The sequence below is a fragment of the Flavobacterium soyae genome (assembly GCF_045348165.1).
In the GTDB taxonomy this organism is placed as follows: domain Bacteria; phylum Bacteroidota; class Bacteroidia; order Flavobacteriales; family Flavobacteriaceae; genus Flavobacterium; species Flavobacterium soyae.
On the sequence record NZ_CP150845.1, the window covers coordinates 921,768 to 946,471 of the forward strand.

The window sequence follows — 24,704 nt, forward strand, 5'->3', positions numbered from 1 at the left end:
TAAACTATATACTAAAGTTAGTCAATTATATCAAATCCGCAGTAAGGACGTAAAACTTCTGGAATTACGATTCCTTCCGGCGTTTGGTAATTTTCTAAAATTCCGGCTAAAACTCTAGGCAATGCTAATGAACTTCCGTTTAAAGTATGAGCCAATTGGTTTTTTCCGTCTTTGTCTTTGAAACGTAATTTCAAGCGGTTTGCCTGAAAAGTTTCGAAATTAGAAACAGAACTAATTTCTAACCAGCGATCCTGCGCTGTAGAAAATACTTCAAAATCATAAGTCAAAGCCGATGTGAAACCCATATCGCCTCCGCAAAGACGTAAAATTCTGTACGGTAACTTCAATTCTTGCAGAATGTTTTTTACGTGTTCCACCATTCCGTCAAGTGCTGCGTATGAATTATCCGGGTGTTCGATACGAACAATTTCTACTTTGTCAAATTGATGTAAACGGTTTAATCCGCGAACGTGTGCTCCGTAAGAACCTGCTTCACGACGGAAACATGGTGTATAAGCGGTATGTAAAACCGGTAATTCACTTTCGTTTAAAATAACATCGCGAAATAAATTCGTAACCGGAACCTCAGCCGTTGGAATCAAATATAAATCGTCAATTGTTGAATGGTACATCTGCCCTTCTTTATCTGGCAATTGCCCTGTTCCGTATCCTGAAGCTTCGTTTACCAAATGCGGAACCTGAACTTCATTATATCCTGCTGCTGTGTTTTTATCTAAAAAATAGTTGATTAACGCACGCTGCAAACGAGCTCCTTTTCCTTTGTAAACAGGAAAACCAGCTCCGGTAATTTTTACACCTAATTCAAAATCGATGATATCGTATTTTTTTACCAATTCCCAGTGTGGCTGTGCACCTTGATGCAAAACCGGAATATTGCCTTCCTGAAAAACATTCAGGTTATCATCTGGGGTTTTTCCTTCAGGAACAATATCTGCCGGAAGATTTGGCAATGTGTATAATTTATTTGTTAACTCAACAGCTAAAGCTTCTGCTTTTTCACCAAGTTCTTTGCTTTTTTCTTTTAATGAAACCGTTTTTTCTTTTAAGATTGCTGCTTTAGCTTTCTCTCCCGCTTTCATTAATTCGCCTATATCTTTGGACAATTTATTAGATTCAGCTAAAGTATTATCTAATTCCACTTGAGTTGCACGACGATTTTCGTCTAATTGCACCACCTCTTCAACAACGCTTTTAGCATCGATATTTCGTTTTGCTAAAGCCTTGATTACTTTCTCCTGATTTTCTCTAATAAATGCGATTTGTAACATAGCTTGATTTTTATAACTATTGTATTTTTTAATAACGGAAGCAAATTTAAGGAAATGTTTGCTAAGATTACGTACAAAGTTTAGTCTAAAGTTATTTCGGAGGTTTCGCAGAGATACACGGAGTCGGCGTAAAGATGCACGGAGAGTTTTATTCTTTTATGACTTTAAAAGTTTGGACAGAATCGCCAAGTGTGACTTTTAAAATATAAAATCCCGAGTCCAGACCAATGATGTTTATTGTTCCATCACTGGTTTTTCCTTTTAAAACTGATTTTGATTCGAAATTAAAAAACTCAAAATCAAAGTTTTTAGCATCGAAGTTTTCTATAGAAATAGTTGTCTGCGCCGGATTTGGAGAAACAGAGGGTTTCTTTTTAACTGATTTTTCTAAAGGTTGTTTATTACAGGCACTTTCTAAAAGCGAATCCAGATCATTTTCATCGTATACCAAAGTGTAATGAAGTTCTTTTGTTTTTTGAAATAATTGGCAGGCATCATCATATTTTTTCTTGTCGAGATAAATTATTCCAAGATTTTTCATTGCATACGAATTGTTTTTATCCATTTCTAATGCAGCTTCTAAATCAGCAATTCCTTTTTTAGATTCTCCCAGTTTATGATAAAGTAAACCTCGGGTTGTTTTTAAATCTCTTCCACCCTTTATATTTCCTTTGTCATATTGAAAGGCTTTTTCAATATTTTCAAATGCTTTTTCATACTCTCCTTCATCACTCAATAATCTGGAAAGTGCCAAGTATGACTGGGAATGGTCTGGTTTTTCTTTTATAATTTTCTCTAAATAATAACGTGCTAAATCATACGTCTTTCGTTTTTGCAACAATGTTGCAAAATTGTATAAAATGCGATAATCCGTAGGTGCGTTCCTGATTGCTTTAAAATAATAGTTATATGCAAAACCTTCCATTTCGAGCGTAGCATACACACTTCCCATTCTATCATAAAGTTTACTTCGAAAGACTGCAGTTTTCTTTTGTGCGGAATCTGACTCTACTACTTTTTTGTTTTTTGGATCTTTGTCGATTGCAAATTCAACCTTTTTTAAATCTTCTATTGCCAAAGTATTATTGCCAAGACTAACTTCTAAAACACCTCGATTATACAAATCATTAATAGTTGTTGGATTAAAATTTGTTCTTGTATTAATATCCGTGAGCATTTTTAAGGCTTTCTTGACTGATTCTTCGCGGTCTTTATTAAACGGAAGTTTATGATCTGTTCTGCCCGTCATTTTTCCGTGCGTGAAATTCCAGGTTACGAGTTTTTCGCCTTGATAATTATATTGAAAACAATCGCCGTCTTTCAATCCGTCTTTATCAAAATAGAAAACTTCGTTTACCTTTCCGCTTGGATAATAGGTTTTAGAACTGTCTTGCTTTTTATCTGCACCATACCAAATTTCGACCGAAACTACTTTATCATCATAAAAATAGCGCGTAACATTATCTGAACCCTCTTTTTGTTTTTCCTGAGCCAGCAGGAAAAAAGGCCAAATGAGTGCAGCAAAAAAGATTTTTTTAGACATTTTTTAGTTTCAATTGAATGCGAAATTACAAAAACCGATTCCTATCGTCTTTTTTAAATGAATAAGTTTTTCCGTCAAATTTCAGTTTTTGGAATTCTTTTTTAACTTTCAGATCACTTTTTTTCTGAATATCGTTTTCCAAATCTTCTTCGGCTGCATCTTCATAGGTATAGATTTTTGAAACTAATAAATCATAAAAACCTTTTGTTTGAGAATCTGAAAGACTTATTCCGGTTTCTAAAGTTTCTATTTGATACGTTCCTCCGCCGTTTGAATCTCCATTGGCAGATCGAATTGGATATTCGTATAAAACCTTCCTGATTCTGTTTCCATCAAAAGTCACGATGGTAAATTTTTCTTCAGAATACATTACAACCCTGCTGTTCGAATATACTTCTGTACTAAAAGCAATGGCCGGAGTTTTTTCATTAAGTTGTAATAAATTATTTAAAATATAAGTTTTTGCAACTCTTAAACCTTCATTTTCGTAATATCCAAGGTTTTTATCTGTTTCTTCTGCCAGAATTTTTCCGTCTTCATTATTAACAAACACGAATTTTCTTTCATAGTAATTGCCTAAATCTTCTTCGCTCGATTTTTCTTTATTGTTTTTATTAATAACACAAATCACAAAAAAAGTTGTTTCGTCGTTGTAACGAATAGAGCTTACATCTTCAATCTTAATACTTGAATATTTGATGTTTAGATTTTTGGCCGTTTTTTTAAGCAGACTCAAATTGAATTCTTCGGAAGGAACGATGTCTTCACTTTTTCTAAAAAGGATCTGTTCAGCTGGTTTTGGGTTTTCGGACTGAACGGCTAACGATGGGGCGTTTTCGTCAATGATCTGTTTTCCATTTTTTCCACAGGAGTATAGAAATAGAAAAATGCCACTGAGAATTAAGTAGGTTTTAATTTTCATTGGTTTTGATTTTAAAATTAGGGGCTATCAAATATAAAATATTCTTACTTAGCTTTCTAAATAAAATCAAAAATTTAATAAAATTGGTGAATTATTTGTATTCTACTAATAATTCTCTTAATTCGTTATGTTTGAGAAACACTGCAAAACGCCCTGATAAAAGCAAAATATCCCTTTCTTCCGGTCTGATTCTTAATTTTGTTTCAATGTGCGATGCATATTCATACATCAACAAAACTTCGCCTGCAGAAAACTCTGAAAACTTATCTTTTTGAAGTGTAGCTGCTATGATTTCCCCGTCTTTATTTTTTTTAAATGCGCTTTCACCGAATTTATTTACTATATCTTGCTTAAAATCGGTATATAACTTGAGCCAGCTCGTTAAATCGTCGTTTGTGTTTTTTAATTCTGTTACCAATTCTTCATACTTTTCATCTTTTTGCATTTTTTGCAAATGATTTCGAATCGTAGTAAAACCAATAATTTGATAATTTTTTACCGGAATTTTATAACGTTCAAAAGTGTTTTCTACATCTTTATCAAAAGTCATATAACGGGTTTGAACAGTATAAAGCGAAGCGGTCTCAAAAAGTGAAAGAAGTCCAATTTTTGTATCGTTGATGTAAGGTTCTTTTTTCCCTTGTCCCAGACAATCGATAAAAAGCGCTTTTTTGTTTTTATCGTCAACTGTAGTATCCGAATGAAGAAGCTCTGCCAAAGTTTTATAACCGGTATTGTCTGAAGCTCCGCCATCAATAATACATAAAATTTTATTCTGATTTTTAATTCCAAATTTCACCTTTGGGAGAACGCCCGGAAAAGCAGAACTTGCCGTAATGCCATAGGTAACCGGAAAATTGTAGCCGTCGTTTATTTTGTTTTCATTTAATACGATATCGGCTTTATTGGGCGCTAGTGATTTATCTATAGATAAACCTTTGATGATATGCGGCATAAACGGAATACGTTCACCATTATTAAAAGCAGTACCGTTGGCTACAAACATGGGCAGCGAAGGTTCTGATTTACTTACTTTTGAAACAAAAAAATCAGACAAAAGCATTTGAGTGTCAAATTTATCTTTGTTATCAGGATTTGTTACATCATATTGCAAAATATCAGCATCGATACGCTGTGTCATAGGTATTTTATCTCCTTTTTCGTTTCGGCTGTTGTTTAAAAGCGATAAAATGTTGGCCGATTTATCGACATAATCTTTGAAGGCATCGGCTTTTGAAAAGTAAAATTCATTAAAAGAACAATTATCATAATGCAGTTTGTTTTTTAAAACGGTTAAATAATATCCTGCCGAAAAACAACCGCCCGAAACCGTCGAATAATAATCGATCTCGTTTAAAAAATTACGCTGCAGATAGTTTTCGTCAATTTCTTCAAGTCCTAGAAGAACGCCCATACTAAAAAACTGCGCCCGTGAGCCTCCGCCAGAAATCCCGATTCCGAGTGCAATATGCGGATTTTGAAATTTTTGGTCTCTTTCCTGAACCGATTTATAATCTGATAAAGAAACAGCAGGAATAGAACTGTAATTGATCTCTGAAAAAAGGTTGATTTTATTTTGAGAAAAGCCTCTGTCTAAAAAAAACAGAAACAACAATGCCAGCTGCAGTCTTTTAATTTTCATGCTAAATTCAATTTAATTACTATTGTTTTATTCAACATTAAACAATCTCAATATATACGAGAGTTCGTAAACAATAAAGAGTGATACTAAAATAGTATGAAACATTTTATTATTGACTTTTATTGCCACTAAACACAAAATAATATGACTTATAATACGAGCAAAATATTCTGTTTGATTGTATAAAAAATAGTCGCCTCCTTTTATTGCTGTGTCAACAATATCGGCTATAAAACTTATGGCCAAGATCGAAAAGAACCATTTTTTTCGTGAATAAAAATAATCTTCATATCCTGTATAATCTACTAAATCGTCCGGATATAAAATGGCCGAAAGTAAATAGTAAATCAAAATATAACAGATAATGAAAAAATAGTCGGCAAAGTACCATTCGTGAATTAATTTGAGATTAAATTCCCACCACCAAAAATGAATAAGAAGTAAAAAAACATAAAACACCCAAAGCAAATGCACGAAATAGATTTTCTTACGCCCCGGATGCTGAATAAAGATTACGGATCCTTTTATGAGATGCGTTAAACTCAAACCCAAAATGATCCCTATAACTGATTTGATATGAGTAAGTTCTTCCATAAATAACGCTATTATTTATACGGAACTAAATTTAAATCAATTAATTCAGAAAGAAGTGTTTACGTGGAAAAAGTTTATTCCACAAAGGTTTTTCACAGAGATTCACTAAGGTTTTATGTTTTAATCTCGCAAAGTCGAAAAGTTTTAAACACAATGTTGTCATTTCGACTGAAAGGAGAAATCGCACTAGTAATTCGACATGCAAAATCGCCAATCTTTATAGAATTTCTCGTGCGATTTCTCCTTTCAGTCGAAATTGACAAAAACAACCTTTGTCACTTTTAACCTAAAAAAGCTTAAGCACGTTTAATTTCGTTCCCAACAAATTCCTCCAAAACAGCAAACATTTCATCTACAGAAAGGACTTCAAAATCGGGATGGTTTTTTAAAAAACCGGCATTTAGTTCAGCCAGATTTTCTTCTAATTCAAAAAAAGTATCGTTGTTTAATGAATCGCGAACCGGATTTACGCCTTCTAATTTCCCTTTCAGGAATTTTCCCAGCTTGATATTACTCATTAATCTAACTTTTTTGCTTTGCTCAAGAAACAGCTCTAAATGTTTTTCGGCACCAATTAAAGCCAGACCTTCTTCGATAAGTTCGTTTAGTTCTTTGTTCCAGCCTGAATTGTAGACAAACTGCGAAAAATTCCCTTCCGTATATTGTGAATAGTAATAATCGAGATAATAACTCGTCAATGCATCTTCGTGAATAAGTTCGTCGTCTACACCTTCTTCCCGCATTAAATTGATTACCGAAATATTAGAGTGAATAACATCCTGTGGATTTTCACTTTTCATTGCTGTTTCTGAAACTATTATTCTACCGAATTCCTCCATTTGAGTTTTATTTTGAGATTTATTTTTGCTAAGATCAATATCTTCGCCGTTCTTTTTTTCATTCATTTTAGCTGTTAAAGCCTTTAATCTTTTGGCCTGAGCTTCCTTTTCTTCTCGAAGCTTCGTCTTTTTTCTGTTCAGCAACTTAGTGTGCAAGGCCTTATTTTTGGTATTTTTTTCGGGTCCCTTTGCCATGATTTGTATTATTTTTTAATATATTATGATTGGTATTCTTCCTTGAGGATTGTTTCGCAAATTTCGAATAAAAAAGGCGAATTAAATTAGTGTACAATTAAAACTTCAAAAAATTTTTATTAGTCAAACAAAAGGATATGAGATGATTAAGTAGTTAAATCGAATAGTAAAATGTTTTTCAGGTAAAAATACGTTGTAAAAAAACTCAATTATGTGTATACTTTAGCATTTTTTTAACCAAAATCAAACATTATTCTAAATTTTTATGAAAAAAACAATAGTTTTTCTATTCAGCTGCATTTGCATTATTTGCTTATTTAGCTGTTCGTCAAATGAAGCAGTTACGTGCTATCTTCCCACTAATACCGTTAAGAGTAATTCTCCATTAGTTCCAGGAGCAACATTAAAACTGTATACTCCAGAACAAAGTTCAGACACTCAATACAACTGGACTGGGCCAAATAATTTTCAATCGAATTTACAAAATCCGGTTATTACAGATTTAACAACTTCTATGGCCGGAGAATATAAGTTAAAAACGACTAAAGGAATTTGCGAAAGCTTAGAAAGTTCTGTTCTAGTTGAAGTGAATGCTCCAAATATTCCATGTAATATCGATGACAATACTATTGTTCTGAATGGTGATAAAAAATCACTTTCTTCTGGATACTTATCTAATGTCATGGATAGATATCAGATTACTGTCAATGGTTCTGGAGCTTCTTTTATACTATATTTTCCTAACAATGTAGTTGTTGAACCGGGAATTTATACTATTTGCAATAATGACTGCCCAATATTTACATCTGCAGATAGTAAATATGTTTCTATGACTGCTTATTATGGTGGTGATTACAGTCATCCTAATGAAGGTTTTGTATATATATCTGATATAAATGGAAAACTTACTATACAGTTTTGCGATTTAAAAATGGAATTTTATCCTATTCTTTTTAATGTATCAGCTAAAGTGACTGTAAAATAATCATGAAAAAACTATTAATAATCCTGTTATTAACTTTTACAGGTGCTTATTCGCAAAATTCATATATCGTAGATAAAAAAGGAAATAAATCTTTTATCAGACCCGAACTAACTGATGTTTTGTTAATTGACAAAAGAATATCTTATGTAAATGTGGGCAAAAGCTGGGAAAAGTACATTAAGTTTGAAGATCTTGATCAAGCAGTAATTGGTCCGAGCTTACTAAAATCATTTCATTTAAACCAACAAAAAAGAGCCGAAGTTTATTTTGTTTATGGAGAAATCCCGGATAAAAAACTTATTGGTGTCGCTATAACTATGACCACTATGCATGGATCAATGTCATCTAGTGTAACGAGTTATGAGTTATACGTTATTGATAACAACGAAACCATTATAGATCAAATTTCTACCAGATCCGGAAGATCTGAGTCAAAAATAGAAAGTCGGGGAAAAATAGCTCCAATGATTAGAAAGTATTTTTCTGACTGTCCTGAATTAATGGTAAAACTGGATAAATACGATTATGCTGATGAAAAAAACGAAACGATTTTATCTTTTTTCTCAGATACCCAATATATTAATTGCAATTAACATCTTTAATAATGAAACAAACATTACTTTTTATAACTGCACTATTTTTTAATTTATCAATATATAGTCAGGCTCCAAGAGGATTTTATGTTGCTGCAGGGCTTTCGCAGACAAATTTAAAATCATCAGATTTACTAAATGAATCAAAACCCGGATTTTATGCCGGAATAAATGCCCTTATGGGATACCATGAGACATATAATTTTCAGTTAGAAGCGACCTATAAACAAAATACTCTGGATTTAAAATATGTAGAAGGGTCTTTTGAAGAAGCAAAAACATCAAAATATAAATATTCTGAAATCAACTTTGGCTTTTACTTTAACTATTATATCTTAAAACCAGAAGAAGATGAATTCTTTTTGGGGCCGCAGGTAGGTGTATTCGCATCTGTAGTAGATCCTCTTACTCCATCAAAAGGAACTGATGTCACTTATCAAAATTATCTGCCGTATTTGCTAAATGAATCTGAGTTAACAAATTCTGCCAAATATAATTACGGTGTTGGATTGGGTTTTACAGGCGGGTATAATAATTTTAGATTTGACCTAAGATATAGCTTAGGCATGGCTAATGTATTAGAAGACATACAGGTAAATAGTTACGATGAATCTCACAATTATACAGGACCAACTCTGCAAGGTAAAACAAGCACTATTTCATTTGGAATAAGTTATAATATATTTCATTTTAGTAAATAGTACTTGAAATCTATTCAATTATAAATAGAAACTAAAAAAACCCGATAGCACAGATTTTGATCTTCACTATCGGGTTTTAATATCTATGTTATTTTCTAGAATCTTTCAAAACTAAAACTAATTTGATTTCAGAATAGTGATTGGATAGAACTGATAAAACCAAAAGTGAATTGGCAAAACCTTCGGCATGATAAATGCAATAGTGTAAGTTTCAATATTTAACCAAAAACCACCAAACCATGAAAAACACTATTTACAAAAGTTTAATTCTTTCTCTTTTAATCACCAATATCTGGTCAGTTATTACATTTTTTATTTATTTCTTCGAAGATCCAAGATGGTTTCACGGATTTGAAACACTTGGATTTTTATTATGGAGCTGCTGGATTAGTTCAGGATTAGGTATATTGATTATTTTACTTTCATTTTTAAAGATTTGAAAATCAAACCAAAGTTTTTTTTCTTTTACTATTTGGTTGGTTTAACATTTTCTTTTCAATATTGGTTTTCATAACAGGTTGTTTTGAAATAATTAGTCACGAAGCTTTAACCGAACTTTTTACTAATTTTATTATTTCAATTGTAATTTTCTTTCGTACAAAAAGAATAATCAAAACCAATATATGAACTTCCCAAAAAACATAACTCTATTTTTCCTTTTAGGAATTCTCTCGATTTTAGCAGGAATAATTTATGCCATTATCCTAATAACAGGAAATTCGGCGCAAGATGGTTTATTAGGAATTTATATTTTATTCGGTTTGATTCCTGTTTCTCTAGTTATATTGATTGATCGATTATTGGTGAGAAAGTTTGGAAATCAAAAAGTCAATAAAGTTCAGTTTTCTTTTCTGTTATTTATTATACTTTTATGGATTGTTAGATTTATTGCTAATCTGTAGAACTTTAAATAATCCCAATGAACCCAACCTTCTTCCCAACCCAGGAAAAATTTAGAGAATGGTTAGAAAAGCATTATCAAAAAGAAACCGAACTTGTAGTTGGTTTCTATAAAGTGAGTACTAAAAAACCATGTATGACCTGGTCAGAATCTGTAGATCAGGCACTTTGTTTTGGCTGGATCGACGGCGTTCGAAAATCTATTGACGAAGAAAGTTATACAATTAGATTTACACCGAGAAAAAAATCGAGTATTTGGAGTGCTATAAATATTAAAAAAGCCGAAGCCCTCACAAAAGCTGGACTTATGAAAGAAGCCGGACTAAAAGCTTTCGAATTAAAATCTGAAGAAAGATCCGGAATTTATTCGCATGAAAAAGAAGCTTATGTTTTTGATCCCGAACTCGAAAAGCAATTTAAAGCCAATAAAAAAGCCTGGGAATATTTTAGTAATCAGGCACCATCATACAAAAAAGTAATGATTCACTGGATGATGTCTGCCAAACAAGAAAAAACCAGATTATCTAGATTGGAGAAAACAATAAAATTTAGTGCTGAAGGAAAACGAATGTTGTAAATACTATTGTTTTGATGTTTTATAAAATGTAATTTTATTCCGTTAAAAAGCTAAAAGAAAAAAGGAATGGAAGGAAGAACAGCATTAGAATATTATGTTTTAGATGTATTTTCAAACGAAAGCTATAAAGGCAATCCGCTTTCGGTAGTTTTTACTGATGGTGATTTAGAATTAGAAATCTATCAAAATATATCCAAAGAATTTGGTTACTCTGAAACTTCGTTTGTCTATTATTCCACCAAGAAAAAAGCGCTAAAAGTTCGTTCGTTTACCCCAACAGGCTTCGAAATAGATGGTGCAGGGCACAACTTGTTAGGCGCAGTTTGCGGTGCTTTACTAAAAGGAATGCCTATTTTTGAAGAGCAGAATGAAAGTGAGCGTTTTGTAATCATGAAACATTCCCCAATTCCGTTAACAGTAAGTTTTGATCCCGTTACTTCTTATCCTGTTGTTCAAATGCATCAAAAATCGGCAGTTATAAAACAAGAAATTCCAACTTATAGAATTGCAGTAGCTCTCGGTTTAAAAATTGAAGATTTAGATGTAAATGCTTTTGTTCCAACAATAGTTAAAACAGAAGTTGCACACACAATGGTTCCTATAAAAAACAGTCAATTACTCGATAGCTGTATTCCAGACAACCAACTCTTAATCGAAATTTCAAAAGAATATAATTTTGAAGGATTTTATTGTTTCGCCATTGCTGATGAAGGCCAGGAGCATATAGTTGAAACGAGATTTTTTAACCCAATAATCGGGATACTTGAAGATCCGGCGACAGGAACGGCTGCTGGGCCATTAATTGGTTTTTTAACGCAAAAAAAATTCACTAAATCTGACAAGGAATATAAAATACTTCAAGGTGTAAAATTAAAACAAGCATCAATGATTGAAGTCATGAATCGTGAAGAAGATATTTTGGTAGGCGGTTCTTCGATAATTACGATGAAGGGAGAACTTTATATATAATAAAAAAGCTGCATTCAGAAAATGCAGCTTTTTTATTATTCAAAACTAAACAAAGATTTAGTTCGTTTTCATTGGAGGTAAATCAAACGCAACAGAATCGTGTTCGAAATTGTTTCTGTGACCTCCATCGCAAAATGGTTTATTGTTAGATAATCCGCAGCGGCAAAGTCCAAGTGCAGATCTTCCTTGTAATCCGTAAAGTACTCCTTCTGGATCCATGATTTCAAAATCACCTTCTATTTTGATCGATCCGTTTTTATTGATGATTAATTTTGTCTTGCTCATAAACTTGTTTTTTTGTTTTTTTTCGGAAGGCAAAGATTGCGAAATAAATCTTGAAGATTTTAATTGTAATGCTAGTTTAAACTGGTTCTATTTTATGGGGTTTTATCGCAGAGATTCACAAAGGCTGTCAGACTGAGCGAAGTCAAAGTCCCGCAAAGATTTTTGCTGTTCTGGCGAGATAATCTCACAAAGTCGCAGTCCCAAGGCTTCGGGTAATGTCATTAAGTTAAGAGGAAATCTATAAAATTGCTTAACAGTTTAATTAAGAAAGTAATTAGAAAAATCAGTTTTTATCAGCATTTTCGCTTTAGCGAATCAGTAAAATCAGCGTCTAATTGTGACGCGGATAAAACAGATTTACTTCGTAAAAACGCTGATAAACACGGATTTGATTTGCAATAATTTTACTTTCTAAAAGCTTAACCTAATGACATTGGGCTTCGGGAGCAAAGTTTTTTATTCAATAGCGTCCAGCTTTAGCTGGATGGAATTATGATTATGTTTAATTGGCTTTAGCCGAAAGGTATAGTTTGGCTAAAGCCACACAAATTGAACTCTTATAACCTCCAGCTTTAGCTGGAGGCAATTGAGTTAGATTAAAAAACTTTGCTCCCGAAGCCTCGGAACTGCGTCTTTGCGAGATTCAAAAAATAAAAAACTCCGCGAATCTCGGCGAAAACTCTCTGCGAATCTCGGCGCAATAACAAAATCTCAATTCTATTGCTTATTTTTGCACTCAATAAAATTGAGTTATGATACAAAATCCAAAGAGATATACTATTACAGCAGCATTACCTTATACTAATGGACCAATCCACATTGGGCATTTGGCGGGGGTTTACGTGCCTGCAGATATATATTCGAGATATTTGCGTTTGCAAAATAAAGACGTTGCTTTTATCTGCGGAAGCGATGAACACGGTGTTGCAATTTCTATGAAAGCAAAAAAAGAAGGGATTACGCCACAAGAAGTTATCGATAAATACGACGGAATTATTCGCAAATCATTTTTAGATTTCGGAATTTCTTTTGATAATTATTCCAGAACTTCGGCAAAAGTTCATCATGATACAGCTTCGGAATTCTTTAGAACTTTGTATGATAAAGGTGATTTTATTGAAGAAGTTACAGAACAATTGTACGATGCAAAGGCAAGTCAATTTTTAGCAGACCGTTTTGTGGTAGGAACTTGCCCAAGATGTGGTAATGATGGTGCTTATGGCGATCAATGTGAAAATTGCGGATCGACTTTGAATGCTACGGATTTGATTAACCCAAAATCGACAATTACTGGTGAAACTCCAATTTTAAAAGAAACAAAACACTGGTTTTTACCTTTAGACCGTTATTCTGATTTCTTAACTAAATGGATTTTAGAAGGTCATAAAAACGACTGGAAACCTAACGTTTACGGACAAGTTAAATCCTGGATCGACGGCGGACTTGAACCTCGTGCTGTAACGCGTGACCTTGATTGGGGAATTGATGTTCCGGTTGAAGGTGCCGAAGGAAAAAAATTATACGTTTGGTTTGATGCACCTATCGGATATATTTCTTCTACCAAAGAATGGGCTGCGCGCGAAGGAAAAGATTGGGAACCATATTGGAAAGATGAAGAAACGAAACTGGTTCACTTTATTGGGAAAGACAATATTGTTTTTCACTGTATCATTTTCCCTGCAATGCTTAAAGCCGAAGGAAGCTATATTTTACCAGACAACGTTCCGGCAAATGAGTTCCTGAATTTAGAAGGAAATAAACTTTCGACTTCTAAAAACTGGGCAGTTTGGTTACACGAATATTTAGAAGATTTTCCAGAGAAACAAGATGTATTGCGTTACGCTTTAACATCAAACGCTCCGGAAACAAAAGATAACGATTTTACTTGGAAAGATTTTCAGGCTAGAAATAACAGCGAATTGCTTGCCATTTTCGGAAACTTCGTAAATCGCGTTGTAGTTTTAACTAATAAATATTACGACGGTGCTATTCCAACGCCAAACGAATTTACAGAAGTTGACGAAGCAACTTTAGCAGAATTAAAAGCATATCCATCTGTAATTGCAAGTTCAATTGAGCGTTACAGATTCCGTGAAGCTTTAGGCGAATTGATGAATGTTGCCCGTTTAGGAAATAAATATCTTGCCGATGAAGAGCCTTGGAAAGTTATGAAAGATGATCCAAAGCGCGTAGAAACTCAAATGTATGTGGCGTTGCAAATCGTTGCCGCTTTAGCTGTTTTAGCTGAACCATTTTTACCGTTTACGGCTGCTAAACTTTCAAGAATGTTAAATCTACATAATCTTACAGAACAATTTGGAAGATTAAACTGGAATAATATTGCTGAATTTTCATTACCCGCAGGGCATGAAATTGGACATGCAGAATTGCTTTTCGCAAGAATCGAAGACGAAGAAATACAAAAACAAATAGATAAATTGGAAGCTACAAAAACCGCAAATCTTGCCGAAAACAAACAAGCTGAACCACAAAAAGATTTAATTCAGTTTGATGATTTTGCCAAAATGGATATTCGTATTGGAACTATTCTTGAGGCCGAAAAAATGCCAAAAGCAAACAAACTTTTAGTTCTTAAAGTTGATACTGGAATTGATGTTCGCACAATTGTTTCGGGAATTGCCGAGAGTTTTTCTCCAGAAGAAATCATCGGAAAACGTGTTTCTGTTTTAGCCAATTTAGCGCCAAGAGCTTTACGCGGAGTTGAAAGTCAGGGAATGATTTTAATGACTACAAATGCAGAAGGAAAACTGGTGTTTGTTAATCCAGATGCTGATGCGCCGAATGGAGCTACAGTGAATTAAACTAATTTAGACATTAAGCATATCGTTTGTCATTTCGAGGAACGAGAAATCGCACGCGAGATTCACGTACTGGTGTTGAGTTTCTAGTGCGATTTCTCGTTCCTCGAAATGACAACACTGGCAAAATAAAAATACAAATAAAATTCCTACATTTTATTGTTTCTTTTAAAATTTATATTTGTAAGTTTGTTCTGCAAAAAATACACTATAGGATTTATTTAGGAACTTCTAATAAAAGTTAACATAAGCGAATCCCTCGTCATGATGTCCCTGAGGAAACAATGGGAAAACCTATCCCTATGGGGTATTTTTTGCACATCTAAAACGAGGGATTCGTGCGTTTAATATTTTCAGGTTTATGCAAAAAAGAGAAAATGAAAAAACAAAAGAAACAGCTGTAATGACAGCAATGGCAAAATTCCTTTCAGACCTTTGGTTTGTAGATGATTTTAGAGATCATCCCGAATATTTGTCTGAAATTTTCGAGACAATTCTGTTAACCGAAATGGGCGATGATCAAGATCTGAGAATCAGAATGATAAACTCCATTCGAACCAGTAAAATGTTGGCAGAAACGCTCGGCTCTTTTTCTGATACGGAAATTAACAATGCCTGCAGGAAAATGATGAATGCATAATACCACACAAAAACAAGTTTAATCCTCATTTTTAAGTTTAATTAAAATGTGCCGTTAGGCACAAAATATCGGTAGCCAATAAGTTTTATATTCGTTGGCGTGCCGTAGGTACGCAACAACATTAACCATTGCGTACCTACGGCACGCCGGATTTATTCGAATTTATTTTTCTACCGATATTTTGTGCCTAACGGCACATTTTAATTCTTGATTTGTTTTATTAAAACAACTAACTATCGATGTTTTGTACTTAACTGCACATTTAATGCTTGATTTACATTATTAAAAACAAGACCTTTGGCAAAAAATTAAAACATCTATTATTTACAAAATGTTTAAAAAATTCCTCCTTACTTCACTATTATTAAATAGTTTAATTTCCTTTTCACAAGAACTTGTAAACTATACACCAATCGAATTAAAAAAGAACCGCGACGTTTTTCAAATTGTAAACAACGACAAAAAAGAAGTTACTCTTTTTGTAAGTGACAAAATCAAGGTAAAAGCAATTCGATTAAACGAAAAAATGCAAATTATTGACAGTGTTTCAACCGACAGACCAGATAAAAAAAATTATGATGTCATGATTGGTTACAATATGAGTAATGGTAACCCAAGACTTTATTGGTCTTCAAACGATCATAAACAGGTTTTTTCTCAATTATACAATTTAGAAACCCGTCAAGTTACTATTAACCAATATACTCTGGCATTAAAAGATGAAAAATATCTACAAAAATTTAGTTCAAAAGATAAGTTTTACATTTTAACCGTTATTAAGGAAAGTAATCTTTTTAAACTTCATATTTTTGATCAGGAAGGAAAATACGAAACAAAAACAATTGATTTAAATGCACTTCGTTTTTATAAAAGTGATTACACAAAAACGAAACTGTATGGTGTTTTCGAAGAAAATCTTCTTCCTTTTGAATCTCCTTTTTCATTACAAAATATTATAACAGAAAACCCAACTTCAATTACTGATGGGGCAAGAAAAAGAAAATGTTATTTTTCTGAAAACCAAATCACAATAACACTCGATGCGAATGTAGATTATACACAAGTTTTAATGATCGATTTAGAAAACTTTACTGTTTCTGAAAAAATCATTAGAAAACCAGTTATTGTAACACAATATCGAAGCAGTTTAAATTCGAATTCATTTTATTTTGACAAAAAGTTTTATCAAATAAAAAGCTCTTCAGATGATTTTTTCTTTACAATAAATGATCAGGACGGAAATCCTTTAAAAGAATTCCACATTAAAGGAGATACACCAATTGATTTCAAAAATTCGGAAATATATCAGGAAGGCGGCGATTTTGGCGGAAAAAGAATTCTGGAAAACAGTTCTCAATTTATTCGAAAAGTAAACAATTTAAATTCAGGGATTTCATGTTACCATATTGGCGAAAAAACATTAATTACTCTTGGAAGTGTTTCTGAGCTAAAACAATCAACCGGACAAATTGCTTTTGGACAATTTGGACTTATTGGAGCAGTTGCCGCAGCCGCAATATTTAATCCTACAATGGATAGTTTCAATTCATATTCGAATCGAAAAGTAGTTAAAATAGAATGCTTATTTGACAAAGATAATAATCATATCAAAGACGAATTAGCGCCTTTAGCATTTGACAAAATCAGAACGTTTTTTGATGAAAATACGAACGTATCTTCTCAAACACTTTTTAAAATGGAATCAGCGTATTATTTAGGATATTACGATAATAAAACGAAAGAATATATTATTAGAAAATTCGTTGATTAAATTCAGGAAACAAGTTTAATCCTCATTTTTAAGTTTAATTAAAATGTGCCGTTAGGCACAAAATATCGGTAGATAATTGAATTTGACATTCGTTGGCGTGCCGTAGGTACGCAACAACATTAACCATTGCGTACCTACGGCACGCTGGATTTATTCGAATTTGTGTTTTCTACCGATATTTTGTGCCTAACGGCACATTTTCATCCTTGACTCATTTTATTTCTTTATTAAAAACAACTAACGAACTATCGATGTTTTGTGTCTAACGGCACATTTTTCCTTGATTCACATTATTAAAAACAAGAACTTAGCAAAAAATATAATAATGAAAATCACCAAACCAAGATTAGCTTTAATCTGCGGTATACTCTGCATTTCGATTTTTCCTATATTGGTTAAATTACGTTTAACGCCAGGATTAATTTCTGCTTTTTACCGAATGTTTTTCGCAGTTGTTTTGCTTTTGCCATATGTTGTTTTAAGTAAAAACTTTAAACTTCCGAGTTTAAAATTTGCACTTTTGGCAATGCTTTGCGGGGTTTTATTTTCTTCGGATGTTGCAGTTTGGAATATTGCCATTCAGGATTCGAGTGCAACTCAGGCTTCTTTATTAACAAATTTATCTCCGGTTTGGGTAGGAATTGGTTCTTTTTTATTTCTGAAATCAAAACCAGCGACAAATTTCTGGATTGGTACAATCGTTTCTTTATTCGGAATGGTAACTTTAGTTGGATTTGAGTTTTTTATCGATCTCAACTTCAATCAGGCTTTTCTGTTTGCCGTTTTATCCGGAATCTTATATTCGATTTATCTTTTGGTCAGTAAAAATGTACTTTCTCAAGTCGATGTTTTATCGTTTATGACCATTAGTTTATTGGCTTCGAGCGTTTATTTGGGAATTCTTTGCTATTCTTTAAACGAACCTTTTACAGGATTTTCAAATACAGGCTGGTTTGTACTGGTTCTTCAAGCCGTAATTTGCCAATTGTGTGCCTGGCTTTCGATTAGTTATGCCACACAGCACATGCGTGCAACCAGAGTTTCATTGAGTTTATTGAGTCAGGCTGTAATTACCTCTATTTTAGCTTGGTTATTTTTAGAAGAAAAAATAACTTTACAAATGGTTTTCGGCGGAATCGTTTTGCTTTTCGGAATCCGAATTACTTTTTATGATAAGACAATTTCTTTAAAAAGACTGTTTTCTAAATAAATTGACCCGCGGATTTTACGGATTAAACGGGTTTACGCAGATTGATTTTTCTAATTAACTTCTGAAAGTTCTCACGCAGATTGAGCAGATTTATTTAAAAAAATCTTAAATCATTTATTCCCGAAGCTATTGGAAGGACAAAAAAATTAGTGGAAATTAGTGCAATTCGTGGCGAAAAAAAGTTTCACGCAGATTTGAGCAGATTTAAAAAAATCTTTAAAATCATTTTAATCTGTGGCAAAAAAATTAGTGCAATTCGTGTAATTCGTGGCAAAACCTGAAACTTGAAACAAAAACAAAAAACCTGAAACAAAAAACATATGTTACACAAAAGCAAAATACCAAACTTAAAAGTAATCGCATTTGATGCCGATGATACTTTATTTGTAAACGAACCTTATTTTCAGGAAACAGAACACAAGTTTTGTGCTTTGATGGAAGATTATCTTTCGCATCAGGGTATTTCGCAGGAATTATTTAAAATCGAAATTGCAAATTTATCTTTGTATGGATACGGAATTAAAGGTTATATTCTTTCAATGATCGAAGCGGCAATGAACATTTCAAACAATACAATTCCGGTTGAAGTGATCGAAAAAATAATTCAGTACGGAAAAGAACTGCTTGAAAAACCAATCGAATTGCTGGACGGAATCGAAGAAACGCTGCAGGCTTTACACGGTAAATACAAATTGGTAGTTGCCACAAAAGGCGACTTAAAAGATCAGCACAGCAAACTCCACCGCTCTGGTTTGGGACATTATTTTCACCATATCGAAGTAATGTCAGACAAACAAGAAATTGATTACGAGAAACTTCTTGGCCGTCTAGATATTCAGGCACATGAATTTTTGATGATTGGAAATTCATTAAAATCAGATATCCTGCCTGTTTTAGAAATTGGCGGTTATGCCGTTCATATCCCATTTCATACCACTTGGGAACACGAAAAAATAAACCATAAAGTCGAACACGAACGTTTTAGTTCATTCGAAAAGATTACAGAAGTAGTCCATAATTTAATAAAATGAAAACACTTTTAGACTTAGAAAACTGGAACCGAAAAGAGCATTTTGCACATTTTAAACAAATGGAAGAACCATTTTTTGGTGCAACTGTCGAAATTGACTGCACCAAAGCTTATGAAACTGCCAAAGAGCTTAACGTTTCTTTTTTCATTTTCTATTTACATAAAACGCTGACTGCCGTAAATGCGATCGAAAATTTTAAGTATAGAATTGCCGAAGACAAAATATACATTAATGATCGCATAGATGTTTCGGCAACAATTGGCAGGGAAGACGGCACTTTCGGATTTTCATTAATTGAATACAACCCTGATTTTAAAATCTTTGAAAAAAATGCCTTGACAGAAATTGAACGTGTTCAAAATACAACCGGACTTTTCACCCGATCTTTTAATGATGATAATGTAATTCATTTTTCGGCAATTCCGTGGTTGAATTTCACATCGCTTTCACACGCCAGAAGTTTTACATTTCCGGACAGCTGTCCTAAAATTTCTTTTGGCAAAATGATAACATTTGAGACAGGAAAACGCACGATTGCGATGTCTGTTCACGTGCATCATGCTTTAATGGACGGCTTACACGTAGGTCAATTTGTGGATATGCTTCAAAATCAGATGAATAAAAAATAATACTAATCTTACTTTTTGTCTTATTTTAATACTATAAAACCTTTTACTGGAATAGCTAAGCGATATTAAATTTGTTGGTTTGGGGAAAATTTAAAAACTCAAATTACAATGAAAAAATCTGTAATTATTCTGGCATTTGCTTTAGGCTTAACGGGCGTTAATGCACAAACAGAAAACAATAGTGCAAAAAACTTTAATCAATGGTCTGTCGAATTTGGGGCAGGTTTCAACAAACCTCAAAAACCATTTTCAAATGGCAATTTTACAAGCACACCAAGCCCATGGGTTGGTGATCTTGGAGTACGTTACATGTTTAATAACAAATTCGGTTTAAAAGCTGATTTTGGTTACGACAGTTTTACTAACAAAGGCAGCTCTTTAGATTTTGATTCAAGATACTATAGAGTAGACTTACAAGGTGTGGCTAACTTAGGTCGTATCATGAATTTTGAAACTTTTACTAACACAATTGGATTATTGGGACATGCTGGTTTTGGTTATGCTCAATTAAGAAGCGACAATTTTAGAGGAGCAGACGAAATGACTAACTTTATTGCTGGTGTAACCGGACAAGTAAAATTATCAAACAGAGTTGCTTTAACTGGAGATTTCTCTACAATCTTTAATGCATCACAAGATCGTACTTTTGATGGAGCAGCAATTCCAGGAAACAGAGGTTTCTCAGGATTAATTTTCAATGGTACTGTTGGATTAAACGTTTACTTAGGTAAAAACGCTAAACATGCTGACTGGACTGTAGTTTCTGAAAATGTTGATCTTTCTGCGTATGACAGCAAAATCGCTGATCTTGAAAACAAAATCAAAAACATGCCAGAAAAACAAGTTGTCGTAGAGAAACCTGTTACAAATAATGTGGTAACAGACAAAGATATTGTTAGAGATATGATCAATGATAAATACTACAGTGTTTATTTTGATTTCAACAAATCGACTCCAATTGAAAACTCAACAGCTGCAATTGATGTTATCTTAAATTACTTAAGAAAAAACCCATCAGCGTCTCTTGATGTTATTGGATATGCTGACCAAGTTGGAAAAGCAGAATACAATGAAAAACTATCAAATGCAAGAGCAGAAAATGTTAAAAAGATTTTAACACAAGCTGGAATCGCGTCTTCAAGATTAAATGTTGTTCCTGCAGGTGCAGATACATCTGTAGAGAAAAACTCAGAAGAAGCTAGAAGATTAGCTAGAAGAGTTACTTTTAGAGTAAAATAATTTCTTTAAAAAGTAAATAATTCAAAAGCCCGAAAGAATTAACTTTCGGGCTTTTTTTTTATTCTTTTTTATTTCAAAATCAATTTCCTGCTTTCTATGCTTAAATCATAATCTCAATAATTTCATTAAATTTGGAATAATATTTGCCCATAAAAACTCATGAAAAAACTTGTACTTTTTTTGCTTTTACTTTCTAAATCAGTATTGTTAAGCCAAACAGTATTGAATTCATTTCCCTTAAATTTAAACAATCCTCTTGAAGATGGTCAAATTTTAAATGTCGAAGATGTAAAAACGCATGATATTTATGTTTTTGCGGCAGATAATAAAAAGATCAATATTTTAAAATACAATAAATCGCTATTCCTCACCAATCAATTTACAGATTCTATAAAAAATATAGAAAACAGAACATTAATTGGCTGCAGTATTAACGATGATGGTAATCCCTTGCTTTATTGGAGTTCACAAAATTCAAGAAATATCAGAATCGTTAAATATTTTTTGGAAACAAAAACTTCGCGATCTTTAAATTTCGATTTTCCAGAAGGCAATGAATACATTATAACGAGTTTTCAAAAAAACAATAATTTTTACGTTCTGGCCAAAGAAAAAAGCCAGCAGCATCTCCTGCTTTATGAATTTAAAAATGGAAACTGTGAAATAAAAATGTTCGACTTTTCTGATTTTAAATTTCAAACCGAAAAAGGACAAAATTTGACTTTTAGCTCACTTATTCGATATTATCCCATTCAAAAAATGGAATTAAATGATTTTAATCCTCTTGATAAAGCTTCAAACATAAACAAAATGTATGTTCTCGACGATCATATTATTTTGACATTTGACTATAGTTTTAAAAAAACACAGGTTTTCGATCTTAACATAAAAACACTTGAAGTTACAGAGAAAAATTTTGATCAGCCTGTTTCTCTCAAAACCTCTAAAACTTCCAATTCATTTTATAATCAAAACAAACTCTATCAAATCAAGGCAAACAGCGAGGAGTTTTTGTTTGACATAAAAGATTTTGAGTCAGGAAAAATGATTAAAAACATTTCGTTATCAAAAAACGACACCATACGTTTTAAAAATTCTCCTTTATTTCTTCAGGTAAACAATAATAAGCCTCAGGAATTAAAAACTACGGCTAAATTCCTAAAACTACTATCAGATTTAAGTGTTGGAGTTTCTGTTTTAGAGAATAAGAAAAACAATTATATAACATTTGGCGGCTATATAGAATACATTGTTTCTAATTTTGAGTACGGGCAAAATGATTTTTATGATGCCGGAAATTCGTATTATTCGCAAAACAAAATGGTTTTCTTTGATGCCGTAATGAACGAGAATAATGATTTTTCGACTACGGTAAAATCAGAACCTCTGGCAATTGACAACATTTTTTATTATTTAGGAACCAATAAAAATATATTGCTTCAAAACATTATAAAGCTAAAAGACTACTCTATTTTGAGCTATTATGACGACACTCAAAAGCAATTTATAATTCGTAAATTCACAGACGGCTTTATTAGGGAAGATAATGGAAATCCAATTATGAATAAGGCTGTATTTTCAAAACCGGCATCTTTTGGGCAAATTAAAGCCCGTTAAATTTATTGAGAATTAATCCAAATGTCTCAATGTTTTAGCGGTTTCAAAAAATGGTTTGAATTATTTTTTCTAATTTTACAAAAAAGACATCATTATGCTATCAAAAAATATTGAAACAGCTTTAAATAAGCAGATCCGCATAGAAGCAGAATCTTCGCAAACTTATCTTTCTATGGCTTGTTGGGCTGAAGTACACGGATTAGAGGGAATCGCTCAATTTATGTACACACAATCAGATGAAGAGCGCGCACATATGCTTAAATTAGTAAAATATGTGAACGAACGCGGAGGACACGCTCAGATTACAGATCTAAAAGCGCCAAAAACATCTTATAATACATTTAAGGAAATGTTTGAGGAACTTTATAATCATGAACTTTTTGTTTCGAAATCTATCAACGAATTAGTGCATATTACTTTTGAAGAAAAAGATTATGCAACACATAATTTCTTACAATGGTATGTTTCTGAACAAATCGAAGAAGAAGCAACAGCTAAATCTATCTTAGACAAAATTAACTTAATTGGAGACGACAAAGGCGGACTTTACTTGTTCGACCGTGATATTCAGCAATTAACAGTTACAAGCTCAATTGCCATTAATCCAAAATAAAAAAAGTTAAAGTTTATTTAGAATATTTAAAAATAACTTTTTTCGTTTATATTTGTCCCTGTTTTTAATAATACAGAGGAAAATTGGGCAAGAAAGAAAAAGACACGGACAAAAAAAAGGATAAAAAGAAAAAAAAGAACGCAGCTATCCTTGATAAAATTAAGAAGATTGAAAACTGTAAATCTTCTTGTTGTGAGAAATATAAGAAAAGTGAAAAGAAACGCTGCTCACGCTGTCCTATGTTTGATTTATTTAAAAAAACTGCTTAACGAAATATAGAAAACCCACCAAGAAATCTGGTGGGTTTTTAATTTTAATTATATTCGTCTTTTGATTTTAAAAAGAGTCTTCTATTCCATTATGAAAAACCAAATCACTATACCAAAATCGAGTCTTGATTTTTTATATCAGCTCAAACAAAACAATAACAAACCCTGGTTTGAAGAGAATAAACCAAAGTATTTGGCCGAATTAAATCACATTGAAGCATTTGCAGAAGCCCTTCTGCAGGAACTTTCAAAAACTGATGTTTTAGAAACTCAATCTGGAAAAAGAAGCGTTTATAGAATTTATCGCGACATTCGTTTTTCTAAAGACAAAACTCCATTTAAGGCTTATTGGGGCGGAAGTTATAAACGAGCCACAAGCGCACGACGAGGTGGGTATTATTTTCATATCGAAAAAGGAAACACTTCGCTAATTGGCGGTTTTTGGGGACCAAATGCTGCTGATCTAAAACGAATAAGAAGTGAATTTGCCCACAATCCTGAAGCATTTAAAGAAATATTAAACTCAAAATCTTTTAAAAGCACTTTTGGAGTCTTGCAAGGCGAACAGCTTAAAACAGCACCAAAAGGTTTTGACAAAGATCACGAAGCCATAGATTTACTTCGTTTCAAACAATATTTGATCATCAAGCGATTTACAGATGAAGAAGTTCTGAATCCGCAGTTTTTAGAACAGGCTTTAGAAACTTTCAAAAACATGAGACCCTTTTTTGATTATATGAGCGAAGTACTTTCAACGGATATAAATGGAGCTTCGGTTTTATAGACTGTAATTATATTTTATCGCAAAAGTTAAACCCGACAGATTTTAAAA

At 32.8% G+C, this 24,704-nt stretch carries 25 protein-coding genes; 18 read left to right on the forward strand and 7 right to left on the reverse strand.

The genetic code is table 11. From position 1 onward, the window contains the following. Nucleotides 1-17 precede the first annotated feature (17 nt). From serS to AABD74_RS04155, 6 genes are all read right to left on the reverse strand, one after another. Complete coding sequence (gene serS, locus AABD74_RS04130) at nt 18-1,289, reverse strand: serine--tRNA ligase (RefSeq protein ID WP_406844764.1); 1,272 nt, start codon at nt 1,287-1,289, stop codon at nt 18-20. Between the two features lie 148 nt (nt 1,290-1,437). Beyond that, entirely contained in the window at nt 1,438-2,832 is a 1,395-nt protein-coding gene (locus AABD74_RS04135; RefSeq protein WP_406844765.1) for a tetratricopeptide repeat protein, read from the reverse strand. A gap of 25 nt (nt 2,833-2,857) precedes the next feature. After that, on the reverse strand, nt 2,858-3,754 hold the full coding sequence (locus AABD74_RS04140) for a hypothetical protein (RefSeq protein ID WP_232680032.1): 897 nt from the start codon (nt 3,752-3,754) through the stop codon (nt 2,858-2,860). 91 nt (nt 3,755-3,845) lie between these two features. Beyond that, nucleotides 3,846-5,396: a patatin-like phospholipase family protein gene (locus tag AABD74_RS04145; RefSeq protein WP_406844766.1), complete on the reverse strand. Its 1,551-nt coding sequence runs from the start codon at nt 5,394-5,396 to the stop codon at nt 3,846-3,848. Nucleotides 5,397-5,423: 27 nt separating this feature from the next. Then, complete coding sequence (locus tag AABD74_RS04150; protein WP_406844767.1) at nt 5,424-5,990, reverse strand: hypothetical protein; 567 nt, start codon at nt 5,988-5,990, stop codon at nt 5,424-5,426. 296 nt (nt 5,991-6,286) lie between these two features. Next, entirely contained in the window at nt 6,287-7,024 is a 738-nt protein-coding gene (locus AABD74_RS04155) for a hypothetical protein (protein ID WP_406844768.1), read from the reverse strand. A 265-nt stretch (nt 7,025-7,289) separates the two neighbouring features. On the opposite strand from AABD74_RS04155, the gene AABD74_RS04160 reads away from it, so the two are divergent. The 7 genes from AABD74_RS04160 (at nt 7,290) to AABD74_RS04190 (ending at nt 11,749) form a co-directional block, all read left to right on the forward strand. Then, entirely contained in the window at nt 7,290-8,009 is a 720-nt protein-coding gene (locus AABD74_RS04160) for a hypothetical protein (RefSeq protein WP_232680025.1), read from the forward strand. A 2-nt stretch (nt 8,010-8,011) separates the two neighbouring features. Then, entirely contained in the window at nt 8,012-8,602 is a 591-nt protein-coding gene (locus AABD74_RS04165) for a hypothetical protein (RefSeq protein ID WP_232680022.1), read from the forward strand. An 11-nt stretch (nt 8,603-8,613) separates the two neighbouring features. After that, nucleotides 8,614-9,303, forward strand: coding sequence for an outer membrane beta-barrel protein (locus tag AABD74_RS04170; protein WP_232680020.1), 690 nt, complete (start codon nt 8,614-8,616; stop codon nt 9,301-9,303). Between the two features lie 239 nt (nt 9,304-9,542). Continuing rightward, a complete protein-coding gene (locus tag AABD74_RS04175; RefSeq protein WP_232680018.1) occupies nt 9,543-9,743 on the forward strand; it encodes a hypothetical protein in 201 nt (66 codons plus the stop codon). A 183-nt stretch (nt 9,744-9,926) separates the two neighbouring features. After that, nucleotides 9,927-10,205, forward strand: coding sequence for a hypothetical protein (locus tag AABD74_RS04180; protein WP_232680016.1), 279 nt, complete (start codon nt 9,927-9,929; stop codon nt 10,203-10,205). 17 nt (nt 10,206-10,222) lie between these two features. Further along, nucleotides 10,223-10,780: a YdeI family protein gene (locus AABD74_RS04185; RefSeq protein ID WP_232680014.1), complete on the forward strand. Its 558-nt coding sequence runs from the start codon at nt 10,223-10,225 to the stop codon at nt 10,778-10,780. 66 nt (nt 10,781-10,846) lie between these two features. Next, a complete protein-coding gene (locus AABD74_RS04190; protein WP_406844769.1) occupies nt 10,847-11,749 on the forward strand; it encodes a PhzF family phenazine biosynthesis protein in 903 nt (300 codons plus the stop codon). A 57-nt stretch (nt 11,750-11,806) separates the two neighbouring features. Here AABD74_RS04190 and AABD74_RS04195 read toward each other — a convergent pair whose 3' ends face one another. Next, nucleotides 11,807-12,034, reverse strand: a complete 228-nt coding sequence (locus tag AABD74_RS04195) for a CDGSH iron-sulfur domain-containing protein (protein ID WP_035632488.1) — start codon at nt 12,032-12,034, stop codon at nt 11,807-11,809. Nucleotides 12,035-12,786: 752 nt separating this feature from the next. On the opposite strand from AABD74_RS04195, the gene metG reads away from it, so the two are divergent. The 11 genes from metG (at nt 12,787) to AABD74_RS04250 (ending at nt 24,656) form a co-directional block, all read left to right on the forward strand. Continuing rightward, the gene (gene metG / locus AABD74_RS04200) at nt 12,787-14,856 is read left to right on the forward strand and encodes a methionine--tRNA ligase (RefSeq protein WP_406844770.1); all 2,070 of its coding nucleotides are present in this window, start codon (nt 12,787-12,789) and stop codon (nt 14,854-14,856) included. A gap of 358 nt (nt 14,857-15,214) precedes the next feature. Next, on the forward strand, nt 15,215-15,493 hold the full coding sequence (locus AABD74_RS04205; protein WP_406844771.1) for a hypothetical protein: 279 nt from the start codon (nt 15,215-15,217) through the stop codon (nt 15,491-15,493). Nucleotides 15,494-15,824: 331 nt separating this feature from the next. Then, complete coding sequence (locus AABD74_RS04210) at nt 15,825-17,264, forward strand: hypothetical protein (protein WP_406844772.1); 1,440 nt, start codon at nt 15,825-15,827, stop codon at nt 17,262-17,264. 325 nt (nt 17,265-17,589) lie between these two features. Beyond that, nucleotides 17,590-18,474 carry a DMT family transporter gene (locus tag AABD74_RS04215; RefSeq protein ID WP_073485877.1) on the forward strand — a complete coding sequence of 295 codons (885 nt, stop codon included), beginning with the start codon at nt 17,590-17,592 and terminating at the stop codon, nt 18,472-18,474. 320 nt (nt 18,475-18,794) lie between these two features. Next, on the forward strand, nt 18,795-19,505 hold the full coding sequence (locus AABD74_RS04220) for an HAD family hydrolase (protein WP_232680002.1): 711 nt from the start codon (nt 18,795-18,797) through the stop codon (nt 19,503-19,505). After that, nucleotides 19,502-20,134: a chloramphenicol acetyltransferase gene (locus tag AABD74_RS04225; RefSeq protein ID WP_232679984.1), complete on the forward strand. Its 633-nt coding sequence runs from the start codon at nt 19,502-19,504 to the stop codon at nt 20,132-20,134. The genes AABD74_RS04220 and AABD74_RS04225 overlap by 4 nt, the downstream gene beginning before the upstream one ends. A 108-nt stretch (nt 20,135-20,242) precedes the next feature. Further along, nucleotides 20,243-21,373 (forward strand): OmpA family protein, encoded by a 1,131-nt coding sequence (locus tag AABD74_RS04230; protein WP_232679983.1) that lies wholly within the window; start codon nt 20,243-20,245, stop codon nt 21,371-21,373. Between the two features lie 159 nt (nt 21,374-21,532). After that, entirely contained in the window at nt 21,533-22,990 is a 1,458-nt protein-coding gene (locus AABD74_RS04235; protein WP_406844773.1) for a hypothetical protein, read from the forward strand. A gap of 94 nt (nt 22,991-23,084) precedes the next feature. Then, nucleotides 23,085-23,603 (forward strand): ferritin, encoded by a 519-nt coding sequence (locus AABD74_RS04240; RefSeq protein WP_232679981.1) that lies wholly within the window; start codon nt 23,085-23,087, stop codon nt 23,601-23,603. A gap of 83 nt (nt 23,604-23,686) precedes the next feature. Further along, the gene (locus AABD74_RS04245) at nt 23,687-23,872 is read left to right on the forward strand and encodes a hypothetical protein (protein WP_232679980.1); all 186 of its coding nucleotides are present in this window, start codon (nt 23,687-23,689) and stop codon (nt 23,870-23,872) included. Between the two features lie 91 nt (nt 23,873-23,963). Further along, nucleotides 23,964-24,656 carry a DUF2461 domain-containing protein gene (locus AABD74_RS04250; RefSeq protein ID WP_406844774.1) on the forward strand — a complete coding sequence of 231 codons (693 nt, stop codon included), beginning with the start codon at nt 23,964-23,966 and terminating at the stop codon, nt 24,654-24,656. Nucleotides 24,657-24,704: the final 48 nt, after the last annotated feature.

What these genes read in the sequence shown, in the direction of transcription:
- serS (WP_406844764.1), bottom strand. Translation starts at nt 1,289, where the DNA reads ATGTTACAAATCGCATTTATTAGAGAAAATCAGGAGAAAGTAATCAAG.
- AABD74_RS04135 (WP_406844765.1), bottom strand. Translation starts at nt 2,832, where the DNA reads ATGTCTAAAAAAATCTTTTTTGCTGCACTCATTTGGCCTTTTTTCCTG.
- AABD74_RS04140 (WP_232680032.1), bottom strand. Translation starts at nt 3,754, where the DNA reads ATGAAAATTAAAACCTACTTAATTCTCAGTGGCATTTTTCTATTTCTA.
- AABD74_RS04145 (WP_406844766.1), bottom strand. Translation starts at nt 5,396, where the DNA reads ATGAAAATTAAAAGACTGCAGCTGGCATTGTTGTTTCTGTTTTTTTTA.
- AABD74_RS04150 (WP_406844767.1), bottom strand. Translation starts at nt 5,990, where the DNA reads ATGGAAGAACTTACTCATATCAAATCAGTTATAGGGATCATTTTGGGT.
- AABD74_RS04155 (WP_406844768.1), bottom strand. Translation starts at nt 7,024, where the DNA reads ATGGCAAAGGGACCCGAAAAAAATACCAAAAATAAGGCCTTGCACACT.
- AABD74_RS04160 (WP_232680025.1), top strand. Translation starts at nt 7,290, where the DNA reads ATGAAAAAAACAATAGTTTTTCTATTCAGCTGCATTTGCATTATTTGC.
- AABD74_RS04165 (WP_232680022.1), top strand. Translation starts at nt 8,012, where the DNA reads ATGAAAAAACTATTAATAATCCTGTTATTAACTTTTACAGGTGCTTAT.
- AABD74_RS04170 (WP_232680020.1), top strand. Translation starts at nt 8,614, where the DNA reads ATGAAACAAACATTACTTTTTATAACTGCACTATTTTTTAATTTATCA.
- AABD74_RS04175 (WP_232680018.1), top strand. Translation starts at nt 9,543, where the DNA reads ATGAAAAACACTATTTACAAAAGTTTAATTCTTTCTCTTTTAATCACC.
- AABD74_RS04180 (WP_232680016.1), top strand. Translation starts at nt 9,927, where the DNA reads ATGAACTTCCCAAAAAACATAACTCTATTTTTCCTTTTAGGAATTCTC.
- AABD74_RS04185 (WP_232680014.1), top strand. Translation starts at nt 10,223, where the DNA reads ATGAACCCAACCTTCTTCCCAACCCAGGAAAAATTTAGAGAATGGTTA.
- AABD74_RS04190 (WP_406844769.1), top strand. Translation starts at nt 10,847, where the DNA reads ATGGAAGGAAGAACAGCATTAGAATATTATGTTTTAGATGTATTTTCA.
- AABD74_RS04195 (WP_035632488.1), bottom strand. Translation starts at nt 12,034, where the DNA reads ATGAGCAAGACAAAATTAATCATCAATAAAAACGGATCGATCAAAATA.
- metG (WP_406844770.1), top strand. Translation starts at nt 12,787, where the DNA reads ATGATACAAAATCCAAAGAGATATACTATTACAGCAGCATTACCTTAT.
- AABD74_RS04205 (WP_406844771.1), top strand. Translation starts at nt 15,215, where the DNA reads ATGCAAAAAAGAGAAAATGAAAAAACAAAAGAAACAGCTGTAATGACA.
- AABD74_RS04210 (WP_406844772.1), top strand. Translation starts at nt 15,825, where the DNA reads ATGTTTAAAAAATTCCTCCTTACTTCACTATTATTAAATAGTTTAATT.
- AABD74_RS04215 (WP_073485877.1), top strand. Translation starts at nt 17,590, where the DNA reads ATGAAAATCACCAAACCAAGATTAGCTTTAATCTGCGGTATACTCTGC.
- AABD74_RS04220 (WP_232680002.1), top strand. Translation starts at nt 18,795, where the DNA reads ATGTTACACAAAAGCAAAATACCAAACTTAAAAGTAATCGCATTTGAT.
- AABD74_RS04225 (WP_232679984.1), top strand. Translation starts at nt 19,502, where the DNA reads ATGAAAACACTTTTAGACTTAGAAAACTGGAACCGAAAAGAGCATTTT.
- AABD74_RS04230 (WP_232679983.1), top strand. Translation starts at nt 20,243, where the DNA reads ATGAAAAAATCTGTAATTATTCTGGCATTTGCTTTAGGCTTAACGGGC.
- AABD74_RS04235 (WP_406844773.1), top strand. Translation starts at nt 21,533, where the DNA reads ATGAAAAAACTTGTACTTTTTTTGCTTTTACTTTCTAAATCAGTATTG.
- AABD74_RS04240 (WP_232679981.1), top strand. Translation starts at nt 23,085, where the DNA reads ATGCTATCAAAAAATATTGAAACAGCTTTAAATAAGCAGATCCGCATA.
- AABD74_RS04250 (WP_406844774.1), top strand. Translation starts at nt 23,964, where the DNA reads ATGAAAAACCAAATCACTATACCAAAATCGAGTCTTGATTTTTTATAT.